Source organism: Bacillus manliponensis (assembly GCF_000712595.1).
Taxonomy (GTDB): Bacteria; Bacillota; Bacilli; order Bacillales; family Bacillaceae_G; genus Bacillus_A; species Bacillus_A manliponensis.
This window is the reverse complement of record NZ_JOTN01000001.1, coordinates 11,629-25,706: the sequence shown is the minus strand read 5'-3', so window position 1 is coordinate 25,706 and position 14,078 is coordinate 11,629. Positions and strand designations below refer to the sequence as shown.

General features: G+C 35.9%; 17 protein-coding genes. 8 read left to right on the top strand and 9 right to left on the bottom strand.

Annotated elements, in window-relative coordinates; all coding sequences use genetic code 11:
• Positions 1-30: 30 nt before the first annotated feature.
• The 5 genes from BAMA_RS00120 to BAMA_RS00100 all read right to left on the bottom strand — a co-directional run bounded on the left by BAMA_RS00120 (position 31) and on the right by BAMA_RS00100 (position 4,625).
• Positions 31-933 carry an EamA family transporter gene (locus BAMA_RS00120; protein ID WP_034634843.1) on the bottom strand — a complete coding sequence of 301 codons (903 nt, stop codon included), beginning with the start codon at positions 931-933 and terminating at the stop codon, positions 31-33.
• A 148-nt stretch (positions 934-1,081) separates the two neighbouring features.
• Positions 1,082-2,431, bottom strand: a complete 1,350-nt coding sequence (locus tag BAMA_RS00115; RefSeq protein ID WP_051758838.1) for a sensor histidine kinase — start codon at positions 2,429-2,431, stop codon at positions 1,082-1,084.
• Between the two features lies 1 nt (position 2,432).
• Positions 2,433-3,098 carry a response regulator transcription factor gene (locus tag BAMA_RS00110; protein WP_034634841.1) on the bottom strand — a complete coding sequence of 222 codons (666 nt, stop codon included), beginning with the start codon at positions 3,096-3,098 and terminating at the stop codon, positions 2,433-2,435.
• Positions 3,099-3,320: 222 nt separating this feature from the next.
• A complete protein-coding gene (locus BAMA_RS00105) occupies positions 3,321-4,070 on the bottom strand; it encodes a PspC-like choline-binding domain-containing protein (protein ID WP_034634839.1) in 750 nt (249 codons plus the stop codon).
• Between the two features lie 111 nt (positions 4,071-4,181).
• Positions 4,182-4,625, bottom strand: a complete 444-nt coding sequence (locus tag BAMA_RS00100; RefSeq protein ID WP_034634837.1) for a DUF3978 family protein — start codon at positions 4,623-4,625, stop codon at positions 4,182-4,184.
• Between the two features lie 284 nt (positions 4,626-4,909).
• On the opposite strand from BAMA_RS00100, the gene BAMA_RS00095 reads away from it, so the two are divergent.
• The 3 genes from BAMA_RS00095 (at position 4,910) to BAMA_RS00085 (ending at position 6,559) form a co-directional block, all read left to right on the top strand.
• Positions 4,910-5,533 carry a DedA family protein gene (locus BAMA_RS00095; protein ID WP_034634835.1) on the top strand — a complete coding sequence of 208 codons (624 nt, stop codon included), beginning with the start codon at positions 4,910-4,912 and terminating at the stop codon, positions 5,531-5,533.
• A 119-nt stretch (positions 5,534-5,652) separates the two neighbouring features.
• Positions 5,653-5,874, top strand: coding sequence for a helix-turn-helix transcriptional regulator (locus BAMA_RS00090; protein ID WP_034634833.1), 222 nt, complete (start codon positions 5,653-5,655; stop codon positions 5,872-5,874).
• On the top strand, positions 5,864-6,559 hold the full coding sequence (locus BAMA_RS00085; protein ID WP_034634832.1) for a DUF3169 family protein: 696 nt from the start codon (positions 5,864-5,866) through the stop codon (positions 6,557-6,559). Before BAMA_RS00090 ends, BAMA_RS00085 begins: the two co-directional genes overlap by 11 nt.
• 32 nt (positions 6,560-6,591) lie before the next feature.
• Here the strand turns inward: BAMA_RS00085 and BAMA_RS00080 are convergent, their stop codons facing one another.
• Both BAMA_RS00080 and BAMA_RS00075 read right to left on the bottom strand, forming a co-directional pair.
• On the bottom strand, positions 6,592-7,620 hold the full coding sequence (locus BAMA_RS00080; protein WP_034634831.1) for a PspC-like choline-binding domain-containing protein: 1,029 nt from the start codon (positions 7,618-7,620) through the stop codon (positions 6,592-6,594).
• A 595-nt stretch (positions 7,621-8,215) separates the two neighbouring features.
• On the bottom strand, positions 8,216-8,602 hold the full coding sequence (locus tag BAMA_RS00075; RefSeq protein ID WP_034634829.1) for a DUF3938 domain-containing protein: 387 nt from the start codon (positions 8,600-8,602) through the stop codon (positions 8,216-8,218).
• A 187-nt stretch (positions 8,603-8,789) separates the two neighbouring features.
• Here BAMA_RS00075 and BAMA_RS00070 point away from each other — a divergent pair, with 187 nt between their 5' ends.
• Together BAMA_RS00070 and yidC are read left to right on the top strand one after the other, a co-directional pair.
• Positions 8,790-9,074, top strand: a complete 285-nt coding sequence (locus tag BAMA_RS00070; RefSeq protein WP_034635573.1) for a hypothetical protein — start codon at positions 8,790-8,792, stop codon at positions 9,072-9,074.
• Between the two features lie 30 nt (positions 9,075-9,104).
• Positions 9,105-9,878, top strand: a complete 774-nt coding sequence (yidC, locus tag BAMA_RS00065; RefSeq protein WP_034634827.1) for a membrane protein insertase YidC — start codon at positions 9,105-9,107, stop codon at positions 9,876-9,878.
• Positions 9,879-9,910: 32 nt separating this feature from the next.
• On the opposite strand, the gene BAMA_RS00060 is transcribed toward yidC, so the two are convergent.
• Complete coding sequence (locus BAMA_RS00060; protein ID WP_051758837.1) at positions 9,911-10,138, bottom strand: hypothetical protein; 228 nt, start codon at positions 10,136-10,138, stop codon at positions 9,911-9,913.
• Positions 10,139-10,245: 107 nt separating this feature from the next.
• Here BAMA_RS00060 and BAMA_RS00055 point away from each other — a divergent pair, with 107 nt between their 5' ends.
• The 3 genes from BAMA_RS00055 to BAMA_RS24360 all read left to right on the top strand — a co-directional run bounded on the left by BAMA_RS00055 (position 10,246) and on the right by BAMA_RS24360 (position 13,051).
• Positions 10,246-11,559, top strand: coding sequence for an APC family permease (locus BAMA_RS00055; protein ID WP_034634823.1), 1,314 nt, complete (start codon positions 10,246-10,248; stop codon positions 11,557-11,559).
• A gap of 71 nt (positions 11,560-11,630) precedes the next feature.
• The gene (locus BAMA_RS00050) at positions 11,631-12,800 is read left to right on the top strand and encodes an MFS transporter (RefSeq protein WP_034634821.1); all 1,170 of its coding nucleotides are present in this window, start codon (positions 11,631-11,633) and stop codon (positions 12,798-12,800) included.
• 74 nt (positions 12,801-12,874) lie between these two features.
• Positions 12,875-13,051 (top strand): hypothetical protein, encoded by a 177-nt coding sequence (locus BAMA_RS24360; protein WP_157405933.1) that lies wholly within the window; start codon positions 12,875-12,877, stop codon positions 13,049-13,051.
• A 28-nt stretch (positions 13,052-13,079) separates the two neighbouring features.
• Here BAMA_RS24360 and BAMA_RS00045 read toward each other — a convergent pair whose 3' ends face one another.
• Positions 13,080-13,838 carry a TrmB family transcriptional regulator gene (locus BAMA_RS00045; protein WP_034634818.1) on the bottom strand — a complete coding sequence of 253 codons (759 nt, stop codon included), beginning with the start codon at positions 13,836-13,838 and terminating at the stop codon, positions 13,080-13,082.
• Positions 13,839-14,078: the final 240 nt, after the last annotated feature.

Sequence of the window (14,078 nt, the reverse complement as noted above, 5' to 3'; positions counted from 1 at the left end):
AGAAAAAGAGCACAAATTGTGCTCTTTTTCCTATCCACTTTGCTGGACTAGTTGTCGCTTTGCCTTTTGCGAAACTAATAGCTGTGGCAGAATAATACCAATCATAATAAAAGCAATTCCTAGCCACTGTAAGTAAGATACTGCTTCATGTGCAAGTGTAATAGATGCAATAATAGCAGTTGGTAATTCTGCGGCACCTAAAATCGCTCCAAGGCCAATGCCGACTTTTGGCATGCCAATTGAGAAGCAAATAACTGGTACAATCACACCAAATAAGCCAAGGAAAAGCGCATATTTCCACAGCCCTCCTTGTAATGTTCCATCTATCAAAAATGCAGGGGGGAAGATAAAACATACAATTAACATGGCGCTTGTTGTCATAAGAAAGCTTTTTGTGTAAGGTGCTACTTCTGTTGCGACACGTCCACTTGCAAATAAGTAGAAGGAAAATGATAGTGCCGCTAGTAGTCCGTAAACAATGCCTTTTATGGAGAAACTATTACCCATTCCTTCAAATACACCACCAGCAAACAGAGTTCCGATAAATAATATGAGAATAGAAATTACTTTTTCACGGCTTGGTAACGTCCGGTTTGCAATTGCTTCAATGACAACACCAATCCATGTGAATTGAAAGAGTAAGACGACAGCAATTGATGCGGGTAACTCTTCAACAGAAATAGCGTAGAAGATTCCTGTCATGCTCATCGTAGTTCCAACGGCTAATAAAGAGAGCAGTTGCTTCTTTGAAACTTTTAGGCGTGATGTAAAAAGAACAAGTAATAATAGTCCAGTCCAGCCAAATATATATTGTCCGCCTAATAGCTCATGAGCAGAAAATCCATCGGCAAAGCCGAGCTTAAAAATAGTTGAGAGTACACCGTAGCTACAAGCACCAAAGAGTACGAGCATTGAAAACTTTAGTCTTTCCATCTGTATTCCTCCTCAAAATAAAAAATCGCCCGCTATCCATTACTGGACAACGGGCGAACGAAACAGAGTAATCACTCTACAAAATTCCGCCTCTCACATATTTGTGAGTTTGGGTTCATCTTCTTTCACTATATCAAATTCCAGCAGTTTACGAAATGGATTTAGGGAACGTAATTGCAAACTTTACCCCTTGTGATGTGTTTTGAATGCCGTAAGGGAAGTGATGGTTATCAAGAATTTGTTTTACCATATATAATCCGAAACCGCTTCCTTTTACTGCGCTATGTTTTCCTCCACCAGCGCGATAAAACGGTTCAAACACACGAGCTAACTTATCATCTTCAATTTGCGACCCCGTATTCATTACTTCTAATATATAACCGTTCGGTTTTTCATATAATGTTATATATACATGTTGGCGGTCAATTGTATATTGAATGGCATTTGAAATAATATTTGAAATTGCAGTTTCAATATACTTTTTATCTGCTGAAATATTGATATTAGGTTGTATATTCGTATGTAAGTAAAGTCGCTTCATTTGAACGAAATAATCTGCTTTTTGAATAATCGTATGAATTAAATGAGATAGCTCAACTTTTACAATGTGCGGCTCAAAATGAGAATTTTGTAGTTTTGCAACATCATTTAGTTCTTCTGTTAATTCATTGATGTTTTGGACCATTTCATATGATTTTTTTAAGTATGTATCGCGGTCTTTATAAATACCAACGCCATGGATCATACCGTCTAATTGTCCCATAACAGCAGTAATTGGGCTTTTGAGTTCATGAGAAATGACCGACATCAATTCTTTTTGTGATTGATCCCGTTCTTGATGTTTCGTAAGTTCTCGTTTCAATTCCTCGTTCTTCTTTTGTAAAGTTGTAACGACGTGTTTCACTTCGGTGGCACGATTTTTCATTTGCATCGTTCCTGCTGCCATAATTGCACCGTCTTCAAATTTTAAGTTCATAATTTCTTTTAATGTAGCATCCATCTGTACATAAGGTTTTGCGATGAATTTTGTATAGATAATTGAACTTAAAATAGAAAGTGACGCAATTGCTATACCGATATAAGGAGCAAGTTCTTCTAGGGCTTCTCGCACCGAAGACGATTCGTTAGAAGAGGTAGGTTGCTGCTTATGTGCCGATACGTTATGATTGTTCGCTTCGTTAGTTGTGTATTGGTTACTTTCTAGTGGTTTATATGCAAAATTATCCATTTCATAGAAGCGATACCCTGTAGGATCAAGGTATTGTTTGCCTATGTAAGGATTTAGCGTAGATAAGCTATGATTCGTTTCTGCTTTATTTTCAGGTAGCATAGGAAATGCTTCATGTTTTTCTACTTTTGAGCGAGTCGCTTCGATGTTCTTGTTTTCATAATATAAAGAAAGAATGATAATACTTCCATACAAAAGGCAAGTAAGAAGCGCAAATAGCATAACGGCAATCGTAATAAAAATAGTAGTAGTAGAATTTATCTTTTTCACGTTACGAGTCCAATTTATAGCCAATACCTTTCACTGTTTTAATATAAGGAATATCTAATTTTTTACGTAAATTTTTAATATGAGTATCTATTACTCTAACATCACCTAAATGCTCATAGCCCCATATTTTATTTAATAGGTCACTTCTGGATAATACTTTTCCACGATTCTCTAAGAGTGTATGGATGATTTCAAATTCTTTTGTTGTTAATTCTACTTCTTGTCCGTTAACATATGCTGTGTAAGCGGTAGAATCAAGCATTAGTTCTTCTAGTTGTAATATATTCGTATTGTCAGATTCTGTTGAATTACTTCTACGTAACACAGCGGCAACTCTTTTAACGAATACAGGATAATGGAATGGCTTCGTAATGTAATCATCAACTCCCAGTTCAAATCCCCTTAGTTCACTGTCTTGATCATGTAATCCGGTTAACATGATAATTGGAACTGCAGATTGTCCGCGTATAATTTTACAAATACTATAGCCGTCCAAATCAGGAAGCACAACATCTAGTAAGACGAGATCGTAGGGATTTTTTTGGAAAAGGAGTATTCCTTCTGTGCCAGTGCCAGCGACATCAACTGTGTAGTTTTGTTCCATTAAAAATTGCTGGATAAGTTCTTGAATGTTTGGATTATCTTCTACGACAAGTATGCGCTTCACAAGTCCACCCCCTCAAGTGATTTTCTAAAATATCAGTCAACTATTTTATTTTAATATTAACCTTTATAAATGTTAAGAGCTATTTGCATTTTACACCTAATTATACATGTAAAGATAGGTGTTTTTCTACCTTGACTCTATATATTCAAAAGAAGACTAGAGGAAAAATAATTATATCATCATTTTTCCTCTAGTCCCATTTATATGTTTTATTTTATGCTGTTATCGCGAATATTGATATACACCATTTGCATCGAAATAATAGCTAACGCCATCGATTGTTGCCCAACCATTTGTTACCATCGTATAACCGTGATAGAAGTAATACCATTTGCCAGCATCATATAGCCAGCCAACGTGTTGTGCACCATTTGCTTTAAAGTAAGCCCAGCTATTTGAAGTGTATACCCATCCTGTCATCACTGCACCATTATGGCCAAAATAGTAGTAAGATCCATCAACTAAGGCAGGAGTATTTGCATACATATAACCACCTGGAGCGACATAATACCATTTGCCAGCATCGTATATCCATCCATTTTGTGCAACACCGTTAGCATCTGTATAGGCCCATCCAGTTCCATCATGAACCCAACCAACTTTCATAAAGCCATTGCTGTCGAAGTAGTAAGCTTGTCCATTAATGAGATACCATCCATCGGAATACATTGCTCCTGAACTTTCATGTAAGTAATACCATTTGCCAGCATCATATAACCATCCGTGCTGCAATTGACCATTCTTTACATAGAACCAATAGCCGTCATAATAATTCCATCCATTTTTAACTTGTTGACTAGCTTTTGGTGCTGAAAATTGTGTTGAAGCCTGAGATGTAGTTATTTGTTTTTGTTCTACAGAAGTAGTGCTGTTCTTGGAGTGTTGTTGAACGAAAGATGTTTCTGCTGCATGCGAAATAGTAGGAACCGTTAAAGCTGAAACTAGTAAAAGCGATAAAATTTTCTTTTTCAAAGTAATTCCCCCTTATATTTTTCTATTATTCCATCAAATTTTACCATATTTTTCTTGTTAATAGAATAATAGAAAAATAATTTACTGTTTTATATGAATTTAAGAGACGTTTTATGCTTCTGTTCGAAATCCATTTACTGCTAAACAAACATTCTTATTTAATGTTTCAAAGAAGGTTTTAATTTTTGCTACGTTAGTACGATTGTTTTCTTGGACGAGCAATCGATCGTTTACTAATAATTCACCATGTTTTCCGAAGCCTTGTACGTGGATCATCATTTCTTCAGCATCTTCGCGAATAGTAGGGAAGATGTAATCAAAAGCCTGCGTTGGAATAACATATTGTTTCGTTTCATTGTTATCAGGACGATGGCTAATTTCTTTTTTTATGACCACGTTTACATTTTCTTTTGTCACAATGCAAGAGAATGTAGTTGATTTCGTTAAATCTGGATCGAACGCATTTGCTTCACATACATTTAAGCTAAAGATTGTTTCACTTTTATAAGATTCTTGTTTTGTTTGAACGAAGTTTTGAATTGAAAATGCTTCCACTGTAATTGTCCCCTTTTATAAGTTAGAAAGTTTGTCCCGCTATTTGCAGGCTGAAACTTCCTGGTTAGTGAAGTTTCACTTTATATAAATTTATTAGTTTTGAAAATTGGCATGACCGGTTATTATTGTACAATATGTATATGTAGTTTATATGAAGTTAATATGGAGTTATAATGAGTTTCCTTACAATAATGTAATCTAACTGTAAGTTAAACCGATGGTGAGTACGAAGAAGTTTTTTTAAAATAAGAATAACGAGCACGAGGTGAAAAGGAGGCGGCGTCATGGAATGGGTGTATGAACTGTTCCAACAGTATGGCTACTATGTTGTTCTCGTTGGATTGTTATTAGAATATATCGCACTCCCATTTCCAGGGGAGCCTACGTTAACGTACGCTGGATATTTAGCTCATATTGGTGAATTACAGTTACCATTGTTAATTGTTTTATCGTTTTTAGGGACAAGCATTGGCATGACGATTCAATTTTTCTTAGGGAATAAATTAGGAATGCCGTTTGTTCAAAAGTATGGTAAATACGTGTTCATTACACAGAAAAAAATAGATTTGACGAGAATATGGTTTGACCGTTACGGATATTTTCTCGTGTTTATCGGATTTTTTATTCCTGGAGTACGGCATTTTACTGGTTACTTTGCTGGAATTATTAACTTGCCTTTTCGCCGCTTTGCAATAGCCGTTTACTCTGGTTCATTATTTTGGGTAACATTTTTCTTATTGGCTGGCTATTGGCTTGGTGAGAACTTAGAAGAAATTACAGCATTACTACATGCGAATGCCGGGAAATTTATTTTTGGTTTTGTCGTCATTGTATGTATTGGTATTTTAGTGAAATGTAGAACGAAAATAAAGCGTAAGATTATAAATAATAGAAGGCAGTATGAATGATATACTGTCTTTTTTTATTGTCATTTTGACAATAAAAATTATCAAAGTGACAATTATAATTGACAAAAGGATTTGTATAATTTACAATTTTAAACAAGATAGGGAAGAAGAGGTGAGATATGAAGCTACATAATCGAGTCCGGGAGTTTCGGGCAAAACATCGAATATCACAAGGGGATTTAGGGAAAGCAATTCATTCATCTCGGCAAACGATTAGTTTAATTGAACGAGGTGATTATGCACCATCAATTGTGTTGGCATTAAAAATTGCACACGTTTTTGGTGTTCCGGTAGAAGAAATTTTTAAGTTAGAAGAGGGGGAAGAAGAGAGTGGAGAATAAAGTACAGAGCAGATGGAACGGGCTTGTTATACTTGCAATATCTGCAATTGTTGGAGCAATTGGTGGATACGGATTTGCGGCTGGTTATAAAAAATCTCCATTATTAACAGTACTTATAGCAAGCGGTGCCTTTGCAATTTTCTTTTTATACCGCTTTTGGAAAGTAACGAGTAAGTTGAAAAATGTACGTGATGAAGAAGAAAGTATACAAGGAAGAAAATTAGGCGGTTTTTTAATTTATTTACGCGCAAGTGAGATTATTATATCTACTTGGTTTGCCTATACGATTATTGCTACTTGGCGTATGTATACAAACGGAGGGGACATAACGTTTGAACTAATACATATGGGACTGTCATTTACGTGTCTTCTCATTGTTATATGGTTTGGCTTTTACGCAAAAAAACAGTATAACACGTTATATCCAGATCAGCGTGTAACATATTCACAATCTCTTGAAATGTGGGCGCATAATGCAGATGAAGGACAAAAGCATCTCGTTCATGAGGCAGGTTATAAGGCGTATCAATTTACGAATATAACATTTGCTTTCGCCTGGTTTGCAGCTATTATATATACGTTTTTAACAGAAATTAATTTTATATTACTTGGATCTATTTCGCTGATGTATATTTTACACATTGGAAAATATATGTATGAGTTGCATAAACGAATGATTTACTAATAAAGAGGATGGCAGTAGCCATCCTCTTTGATTTATCTATTATAAATTGGTAACGTGTGTTTCCCCTCAATTAAATTAAATTCGTCACTTTTTTCTGTATGATGAATGTTCACGTTAATTTTGCCATCTAAAATTTCAATATCAATTGCACCTTTTCTAGCTATATCTTCAAAATACAATGTGCCTTTATTGTTGTGGAATGCTACAGTGCCGTCAACGTAAGCTAAGCTTTCAGCATTATCAGAATAAGAAGAGACAGCAACAATAGCTTCTGTTTCAGAGATTGGGCTTATTTGCACCATCGTGAAAGCAGGGCCGACGTACGGTGGGCTTTTTGGTAATTCTTGTTCTGACCATGTACCTTGTACTTTCCATAGAATAGAAGATGGTTCTTTGTCAGCAACTAATGCACCATCTGTACCAAAGTAGTGCCATTCTAAACGATCGTTAATGTACCAGCCTGTTTGCATAATGCCTGTTTTCTCTTGCAAGAAATAACGTTTTCCGTTGTAATCAATCCAGCCAGTTTGTTTTATACCTTTTTCATTCATGAAGTACCAGTTGCTCTTATCGTATACCCAACCAGTCTTCATTGCTCCGTCTTCACCAAAGAAATACCAATCATAAGGAGAAGTTTGATACCAGCCAGTTTTCATTGCTCCGTTGTTTTGAAGGAAGTATGACTTTCCGTTATCTTTTATCCAACCGCGCTGCATCGTACCTTGTTCATTCATAAAGTACCAGTTGTGATTATTGTATACCCAACCAGTTTTCATCGCACCATCCGCACCTAAATAGTACCAATCATATGGTGTATACTGAACCCAGCCAGTTTTCATTTTTCCACTTTTATAATCAAAGAAGTACCAGCTTCCATGATCTTGAACCCAACCTTTTGCTAGTTTTCCATTTATGTAGTAATACCATGAATGTTCTTGTTGAACCCAACCTTCTTTAGAAGTAGATTGAGAGTTTTTTACTGTATCTGCATATACCTCCCCTTGAACACCGCTAAATAATAAACTAACGGCGATGAAAGCACCTGTTAACTGTTTTTTCATGACTATGTTCCTCCTTTAAGAAAGAGTGGTTAAGTTTTCCTTTTATACTTTTAATATATATGTATTTTAATACTTTTTCAAGTCTTTTGTTACAAAAGTGTTACAATGATAGTTTTTATGTGTAATCTTTGTAATTATCTTGGTGTCAAATTTAGCCTTTATTTGTTGTTAGTACGCGATTTTGGAATGAAAATAGGAACTTCATGCGGGAGAGATAGCATTACTTACAGTTTCACTCTATTTCATCCATTTTCCTTTTATATAAATAAAAAGAAATTCGTCAAAATTAGCGGTTTTGAAGTAGAAGGAAAAGGGAGCATAGGTTGATTTTTTAAGAAAATTATAGATAGACGCATCTACTTTATCCCGCTATTTGCGGGCTGTAAGACTCCCACCTCAAAACTTAGGAAAAAACGAAGAAGTTTAGGTGGGAGATTAATAACCCGTAAAAGCCCGATTGGTCGGGCTGAGTGAAGTTTCACTTTATATATGTCTTTTACTGTAACAAACGTTTCTCTCAAATTTCTCATATATTTATAGAAAGTTTGTGAACGTATGAAGAAACCGCCTGAAGCTTTACTTTAGGCGGTTTTTCTTAAGAATTACTTTCTAAATGATTTCCGTTCTCCTGCTGAGGACTTTGTAATAAATTAAACATATCAGCTAGGCAAAAGGCGATAAACCAAGCCCATAAGCCGTGGAAGAACGCTGAACTTATATGCAAAACAATTGGATAGTTTGTTATAGAGTAAGAAAGGCAACCGCCAACGATTCCGATCATTGTAAGTAATACGGTTTTTTGCGAGCTTTCTTCAGAATCAAGGAAAAAGAGAACAAGCCTACCTATTAATAAAGCGCTTACAATCGTTTCTATACTATTTAATACAAAATGTTTGTTAAGCTGACTGTTTGTTAAGAAGCAAAGTACACTTCCTGTGATAGAAAAAGCAATAGCGATTATGTAGCGTATATATCGATTCATCATGTCATCTCCTTACGTCGTTACATAATTATAATTTAATTTATAAGATATATTCATTATAACACATTTTAAAAGAATTGTCTGATTTTAAGATAACTCGTAAAGAGGTTAGCTATTTTTAACAATGAAAAGGAATTCTCTTTTTGGAACGAGTTGTGCTAAAATGGGTGTAGAAGGATGTGAAGCGATGGAATTTTTAGTGCAAGATGCGATTTTTTATATGTATGTCATCACGACAGCACTCTGTCTATTAGATGTCTTTTTATATGCTAACGTTTCTCGCTTTGTCAGCCAAAAAACATGTAGCGGGAGGCAGCGTACTTTTGCAGTCGTTCATACATGTAAAGAGAATGATGGACATCGTCATTTATTCTCGATTTTTTATAAATATGGTATGATTCGTTCAATTCGTAGACAACAAGCAAGCGATGAGAGCGATGAGACAGGTCCATATGTACCAATGTTTCGCTAAAGAAATACGAAACATTGGAGGAATATAAATATGTTAAAACGAGCTTGGCTCATCAGTTTACTTGTTATTGTTTTCGCTTTATCTGGTTGTAGTAATGCAGCTACAGTTGATGCAAATAGTACAGGGTTTTGGGATCATTACTTTGTATACCCTATTTCACTTATGCTTCAATTTGTTGCACATCACTTGCCAAATGAAAGCTTTGGTATTGCTATTATCGTCATTACACTATTGATTCGCTCTTTCATGATTCCTCTTGCGATTTCTCAGTATCGTGGTCAAATGAAGACGAGGGCAATGCAACCACAGTTGAAAAAGTTAAAAGAAAAGCATGGCGATGTGAGCAAAGATATTGAAAAGCAAAAACAATATCAAAAAGAAATGACAGAACTGATGAAAGAGAATGGATGGAATCCACTCGCAGGCTGTTTACCACTTTTAATTCAAATGCCGATTTTTTCAGCATTGTATTATGCAATTAGTCATACAGAGGAAATACGCACGTCTTCATTCTTATGGGTGAATTTAGGACATACTGATCCGTATTATATATTACCGGTTGCCGCAGCATTGACAACATTTCTACAAATGAAAGTTGTTCAGTCAAATGGGATAGCAACGGAACAAGCACAAATGATGAAAGTCCAACAAGTGATGATGCCAGCAATGATTTTATTTATGGGATCAATGGCACCGGCAGGGCTTGTATTGTACTGGATTACAAGTAACATATTTACAATTGTTCAAACGATTATATTGCAAAAGGTGATGAATCGTTCAGAAGGACAGTTGCAGCACGTATAAAAGGAACGCCGCTCATTCGAGCGGCGTTCCTTTTATGTTGTTTTTGTAGTTTGTCTTAAAATGAATGTATTTACACATATGCAGTATACGATAAGCATGCCGATAAATACTTGTGTGTACTGAAATTCTGCTAGCACATAACCAGAAATCCCAGGGATGAGAGCTACTACAAATAGGCTGTAAGCAGGGTGTTTCATTCGATAGACGATAGCAAAAATGAGAGATGCAATTGTTGCTACAATGCATAAAAACGGAATCATTCGTATCACTCCTTTTTTATATTATACAACGTTGTGCTCGTCTTTTTTTAGACGGGCGTTTTTTTCTGTCCTTTTTGTCTCACACTAACGGGAGAAGGAGGGTTTGTATGGAGCATGAAGAGCGAAATAAAATTGGCTTATCGGTCGCGCTATCTATCGTTGTAGGAACGATTATTGGATCAGGGGTATTTATGAAACCAGGTAATGTGTTGGATTATGCAGGTGGCTCTAACATGGCAATTTTTGCTTGGGTACTCGGTGGTATTTTGACATTAGCAAGTGGTTTAACAGTTGCTGAAATTGGTGTGCAAATTCCGAAAAATGGGGGACTATATACGTACTTAGAAGAAATATATGGTGACTTTTGGGGTTATTTATCAGGCTGGATGCAGACGCTTATATATGGGCCAGCAATTATAGGAACGCTAGGTTTATATTTTAGTTCTTTAATCATTAATTTTTTCACGCTTCCAGCTTCGTGGGAGTTACCAATTGGGATTTTAACGGTTGTATTTCTTGGTTTAATCAATAGTGTAGGGACAAAATACGGTGGTTTTGTCCAAACGATAACAACAATTGGGAAGCTTATTCCCATTGTTATCATTATTGTAATGGGACTTTGGAAAGGAACGAGTGATGTATTTAATGTTGTTGTGCCAGCTTCAGCTAATCAAAGTATTGGAATGGCAATTTTAGCAACGTTATTTGCATATGATGGTTGGATTTTACTTGCTTCAATTGGCGGTGAAATGAAGAATCCAACGAAATTGCTTCCAAAAGCGATGACAATTGGTCTTTTAATCGTCACTGCAGCTTACGTACTGATTAATATTGCATTGCTGAAGTTATTGCCGGCAGTTGATATTGTCATGCTTGGAGAAAATGCAACGGCAATGGCAGCGGAGTTTCTGCTTGGGGAATATGGTGGGAAATTAGTTAGCATCGGTGTTATCGTCTCCATTTTTGGATGTTTAAACGGAAAAATTTTAACGTTTCCACGCATACCCGTTTCGATGGCAGAACGTGGGCATTTACCATTTTCAAATTACATTGCAAAAATTCATCCGACGTTCCAAACACCAGCGAATGCAATTGTTGCTGAGCTTATTATTAGTATCATTTTAATGATGGTGAGCGATCCAAATAAGCTATCGGAAATCTCTGTGTTCATTATTTATATTTTTTACGTGATGGCTTTTGTTGGCTTGTTTTTACTTCGCAGGCGAAATAAGGATAGAGTGCGCGAATATAGTGTTCCGCTCTACCCGTTTGTCCCTATTTTAGCGATTCTCGGTTCCTTATTTGTAATCGGAAGTGCGGTTATTTATGATCCGCTTAGTTGTTTCTTATCAATTGCAATTGTACTGACAGGGTTGCCGGTGTATTGGTATCTTAAGAAAAAGGATAAAATTTCTAGTTAAATTAGTACTTGCAGCTCTAATGTATTTTGGTTACTATTGTTGTAGTAACCAAAAGTACAAGGGGTGAACATATGAATCTTCGCGTATATATTTTAGCGATGGCAGCGTTTGTCGTTGGAACGGTTGAGCTCATTATTGGCGGAACGTTAGACTTAGTCGCTAATGATTTAAATGTTTCAATTAGTGCAGCGGGACAGTTGATTACAGTATTCTCTGTTGTGTTTGCGCTAGCGGGACCAGTTTTATTAGCGGTAACTGGAAAAATCGAGCGTAAAAAATTATATATTTTGGCATTATGTGTATTCTTAGTAGGAAACATTCTTTCAGCAGTGAGTCCGAACTATGCAATGTTGTTTGTCGCACGTATGATTGGTGCAGCAAGTGGATCACTTATTATTGCATTATCTGTAACACTTGCATCTAGCGTTGTAGCACCGCAGTTTCGTGCGCGTGCAATCGGTATTATTTTCATGGGGATTAGCGGATCGTTAGTACTTGGTGTACCGATTGGTCTTGTGCTTGGTAATGCATACGGATGGCGTGCACCATTCATTTTAATTGCAGTATTAACAGTTGTTGCTATTATCGGAATTATGTTATTCCTAACGAAAATTCCGCCAACAACAGTATTAACAGTTCGTGAACAATTAGCAACGTTAAAGGATAAAAAGATTATTTCAGCGCAGCTAACATCATTTCTGTTTTTAACAGGGCATTTAACACTATATGCATATTTAACACCATTTTTAAAAGAAGTTGTCCATGTTGATGCAAACTGGATTAGCGTATTTTACTTTGTGTTCGGTATTGCAGCAGTAATCGGCGGCGGTTTTGGCGGCTGGCTTGCAGATAAATGGGGATCGAAGAAAAGTATTATTTCAATCATTATTGCTTTTGGAATCGCATTATTTATTTTACCAATGGTGACATTCTCATTCCCATTATTTATTGCAGTTATGACCATTTGGAGTATGTTAAGCTGGGCCATTTCACCAGCGCAGCAAAACTATTTAATCGAAACAGCACCAGAAACAGCTGGTATTCAGCAAGGGTTAAATAACTCGGCACTTCATTTAGGTATTGCCTTTGGTTCAACAATCGGCGGTGTTGTAATTGAACAATCATCTGTTGTATACAATGCTTCTATTGGTGGGATATTTGTTATTCTTGCATTAGCATGTGCAGTATTCTCATTAACAAGAAAACAAAATAAAGTTGTAAAAGAAGAATCTGTCGCGTGACGGATTCTTTTTTGTTTAGAGGAAGTGTAAGAGAATTGTTGAAAGGTGTATAAGTTGGCAGGAGGTGAACTGCGATGTTTCATATGATAAATTCCATTGTTGGTTTTGTTTTTATGATTATTCCTCTCGTTCTTATGGCATTTGTTTTACGATGGATCAGGTTTATATATGTAAATACTGATAAGCAAACGAAGCAAAATGAAGAGATTATTGCGTTACTAAAAGAGATAAAGCAGCAAAATGAAAAATAGCAAAGGAAATGTTCCTTTGCTATTTTTGTTAATACCGCAATTTCATCAGTAGGCTTCGAATTTCTTCGTCGTCCATTAGTAATTCGTAATGTTTACTTGTAATTTTTGCGAGCGTTACGTCATGATAGAAAAACTCAGTGAAAAATTTTACGAATGGCGGTGACATTGTTTTCATTGCTTGCCATGATTCATCTTCTACGCCAGCGAAAATGATTTCTTTGTCATCAATAATAAGAAGGATAAAACGCTCGAGTGCGTAATGCTCCTCTGTTGGAATAAGAAAATGAATGTTTTCAAGCTCCGTTTGTATGTCTCCGATAACAAGCGCTTCAATGTGTATTCCTTCTTTCGCTTTTTCTTCAAAAATAGGAAGATATTCAGCGAAGGTGTCATTCCAAGCGGACATCCGAATGGAGTGCTTCGCTTCTTCTGCAAGTTGCTTACATTGTGCATGAATGGAAGATTGTACTTTTAGACTCCATACGCGATCATCGGCAAATGATTTTTTTGATACGCTCGTTTGCAGTTCTTTAATATTTGTTTCAAACTCTGTTGTTAGTTTTTTTATTGCAAGGTCGAGTGGTAGTGCAGTGTATAGTTTCTTCTTTTCTGACACACAATCCATTACCATTCCTTTATCAGTAAGGCGGGCTAATACTTCATATATTTTTGCTTTTGGTACGCCAGAGTACTTTACGATACTTGTTGCATCAAGTGGTTCTTCGCTTGAAACAACAACTTCATACGCTTGGCTTTCATATTGTGAAAAACCGAATTTTTGTAACATAATACCTCCAAGGACGATGGGTTTATATATTAAGGATAAGAAAATGAGACGATTTAGACAAGTGCTCGTTTATTACTTATGAAGGGGCTTGTAAAGTTTCGGCTGATTATTAGTTGGACAAATCTAGTATAACCCTCCGTTCTTAGGATTTGAGGTGAGGGTCAATACGCCAGAAAATATATATTAAAAATTTACAAAAAACTTAAAATTTTAATATAATGATTTATATAAATAAAAAAG